4 protein-coding genes and 1 pseudogene are annotated in these 2,266 nt (G+C 59.4%); 2 read left to right on the top strand and 3 right to left on the bottom strand.

The window, feature by feature from the left end:
• Window positions 1-120, top strand: a pseudogene (locus CKW19_RS29330) (IS110 family transposase); the annotation flags it as partial.
• 103 nt (window positions 121-223) lie between these two features.
• Here the strand turns inward: CKW19_RS29330 and CKW19_RS28160 are convergent.
• Genes CKW19_RS28160 through CKW19_RS28150 form a run of 3 tightly spaced genes read right to left on the bottom strand, consistent with a single transcriptional unit; the run spans window position 224 to window position 1,551 of the window.
• Window positions 224-928 carry a YoaK family protein gene (locus tag CKW19_RS28160; protein ID WP_095061780.1) on the bottom strand — a complete coding sequence of 235 codons (705 nt, stop codon included), beginning with the start codon at window positions 926-928 and terminating at the stop codon, window positions 224-226.
• 24 nt (window positions 929-952) lie between these two features.
• Window positions 953-1,282 (bottom strand): DUF6388 family protein, encoded by a 330-nt coding sequence (locus tag CKW19_RS28155; RefSeq protein WP_095061779.1) that lies wholly within the window; start codon window positions 1,280-1,282, stop codon window positions 953-955.
• A gap of 20 nt (window positions 1,283-1,302) precedes the next feature.
• Window positions 1,303-1,551 carry a hypothetical protein gene (locus tag CKW19_RS28150; protein ID WP_034146936.1) on the bottom strand — a complete coding sequence of 83 codons (249 nt, stop codon included), beginning with the start codon at window positions 1,549-1,551 and terminating at the stop codon, window positions 1,303-1,305.
• Between the two features lie 147 nt (window positions 1,552-1,698).
• Here CKW19_RS28150 and CKW19_RS28140 point away from each other — a divergent pair, with 147 nt between their 5' ends.
• A complete protein-coding gene (locus tag CKW19_RS28140) occupies window positions 1,699-2,049 on the top strand; it encodes a hypothetical protein (protein WP_095061778.1) in 351 nt (116 codons plus the stop codon).
• Window positions 2,050-2,266 lie beyond the last annotated feature (217 nt).

The raw sequence follows: 2,266 nt of genomic DNA, 5'->3' as shown, positions 1-2,266 counted from the left end.
AAAGGGACCGAGGCGCTGGTGATACTTGCCAGAAAACTGGCTCGGGTACTGTTTGCCTTGATGAAAAACCAAAGTGAATACAAGCCTATTTCTATGTTTGGGGGTTCCCCCCAAACATAGAATCTCCCACAGGGTTATTAGGTGTACTCGACATTGGCGTACAACCAAGATACCTGTGGGAGCTGGCTTGCCAGCGATGACGGTCTCACAGGTCACTCCAGACTCAGCGTGGCATATACCCTAACTGCCAGCGCCGCGGGATCCTCAACGACAATACCCCGAGCAAAGCGGCCAGCAGGCCGCTGGCAAACAGCGCCTTGAGCCCCAGGTGATGCTCCAGCACCGCGCCGAGTACCGCTCCGGCAAACATGCCGGCCCATGGGATCAGTTGCACGCGCCAGCCATCACGGCGTTCACCGAGCATCCAGCGGCCCAGTCCGCGACCGAAGCGCGACAGGGCGCCGGTGACGTAGGTCAGGCCGACCGGCAGGCCGTTCACTTGCTCGACTGCGGCATTGAGCATGCCCATCGCAATGATGGCGGCCAGCAGGGCCGGCAGTTGCGCGTCATAAGGCCAGGCTGCGGCGGCGCACAGCAGAGTGGCGATGCACAACAGCAACGGCAGCGCCCGGCGTCCGCCCAGCCGACTGACGATAATGCCCAGCGCATTGCCGAGGACGAAGGTGGCGACGAGGATCACCAGGCGCAGGGTCAAGCCCAGGTCGCCGGTGCTGATGGCAACGGCCATGCGGGTGGTATTGCCGCTCATGAATGAAACGAAGTCGCCGCTGGCCATGAAGCCGATGGCATCGGTCATGCCCGCCAGTACCGAGAGCAAGGCCACCAGGGTCAGGCCGATGCGTCCGCGCCATTTTTGCGTGTGCAAGTGCCCGGGGCTGGCGTGGGTCTTGGCGGTGTTGGGTAGCATGGGCGATGGCGTCCTTGAGCAGGGTCAGGGTTTTATCCCATACAAGTCGCAATACTCCAACCAGTCCATGCCAGCCATTTCCGCCACTTCCCGGTGCACGTCAAGACGTTGAGCTTCGTAGTCCTGCGGCGTGGCGGCCGTCAGTTTCAGGGTCAGCTCCCAGGCGAACAATCCCAGGCGCTCGGCTTCTTCCTCAAAAGCTTCATGCAAGCGCTCCTCGCGATACTGCGCTTGTGTTTCACCCTTGGCCTGAGCCAGCAGCGGGTTGAGGTTATCGAGTTGATGGAGCAACTCGGGGCGCTCATCGAGAAACCGCTTCAGCGCTTGTTCATGTTGCAGCTCGGATGCCGCCATGGTCGCTCCTTGAGATCGGATTACGAAGATTGTTTCTTGCTGGCTTTGGCCGCTGCCGCCAGGCATTCGAGGGCAAACTGTTCGGTGTAGGTCATCTGGATCGGCGTGGTTTCGCCTTTGACGGTTCTTTCGCCGTCGAGGATGTAGCGAATGCGCTTATCGGTGACGCCGATGCGCTTGGCAATCCAGGAAGGCGTCTGGCCGATCTGGCTGATCAGCTTGTCGGCATATTCAGTGGTCGGTTTGTAAAACTCGGCATTGGGTGTCATGGGGTTTCCAGTCAGGGAGCGATACGCTGTTAAAGGCGCGACAGGGTGCTCGAATCGTTGCGCGATGTCGCGTTATAAATGCAGTAAAGCAGAACGAAACGCCCTGCCACGGTGATACAGTCCGCTTTTTCCTGATGAGTGAATGCAATGCGAATTCTGATGGTGGCGCTGGCCGTGACCTTGCTGGCGGGATGCGCGAGCTCGGCGATGAACGATGCTCGCACCAAGGCCCCGTACAAGACCCTGAACTCGGAAAAACCGGCAAAAGACGTCGCCCAGTGCGTACAGTTTTCCTGGCAGGACGAAGCGGTGTTCGGTGTCGATGCGGCGGCGTACCTGGAACCTGGCGAGAAGGGCAGCACCACCGTTTACACGCGATCGGCGGAGTCGTTCGTCGACCTGACGACCGATGCGTCGGGCACTGTGTTGAGCTACTACGCGCAACAGGATGACTTCGTGGCCAAGCGCCGGTTGGCAGCGTTGGCGACCTGCCTGTAAGTTGACGCATACCCCTGTAGGAGCGAGCCTGCTCGCGATGAATTCGAATACGCCGCGGGATATCGATTCACAGCGTTATCGTTGACGACCATCGCGAGCAGGCTCGCTCCTATGTATGGACTCGCCCCCACTGTCTACCTGCTTTTTAAACACTGCTACCCGGTTGCATCTATGTATAAGGCCTATTCGAGGAAGCCATCTTTGGCTTCTGGCCAAC

Source organism: Pseudomonas sp. Irchel s3f7, from assembly GCF_900187615.1.
Classification (GTDB): Bacteria; Pseudomonadota; Gammaproteobacteria; order Pseudomonadales; family Pseudomonadaceae; genus Aquipseudomonas.
Note: the sequence above shows the minus strand (reverse complement) of the source record. Positions and strands in the feature narration are given on the sequence as shown.

Excerpts from the sequence above, each read along its gene's own strand:
- CKW19_RS28160 (WP_095061780.1), bottom strand. The coding sequence starts at position 928 with ATGCTACCCAACACCGCCAAGACCCACGCCAGCCCCGGGCACTTGCAC.
- CKW19_RS28155 (WP_095061779.1), bottom strand. The coding sequence starts at position 1,282 with ATGGCGGCATCCGAGCTGCAACATGAACAAGCGCTGAAGCGGTTTCTC.
- CKW19_RS28150 (WP_034146936.1), bottom strand. The coding sequence starts at position 1,551 with ATGACACCCAATGCCGAGTTTTACAAACCGACCACTGAATATGCCGAC.
- CKW19_RS28140 (WP_095061778.1), top strand. The coding sequence starts at position 1,699 with ATGCGAATTCTGATGGTGGCGCTGGCCGTGACCTTGCTGGCGGGATGC.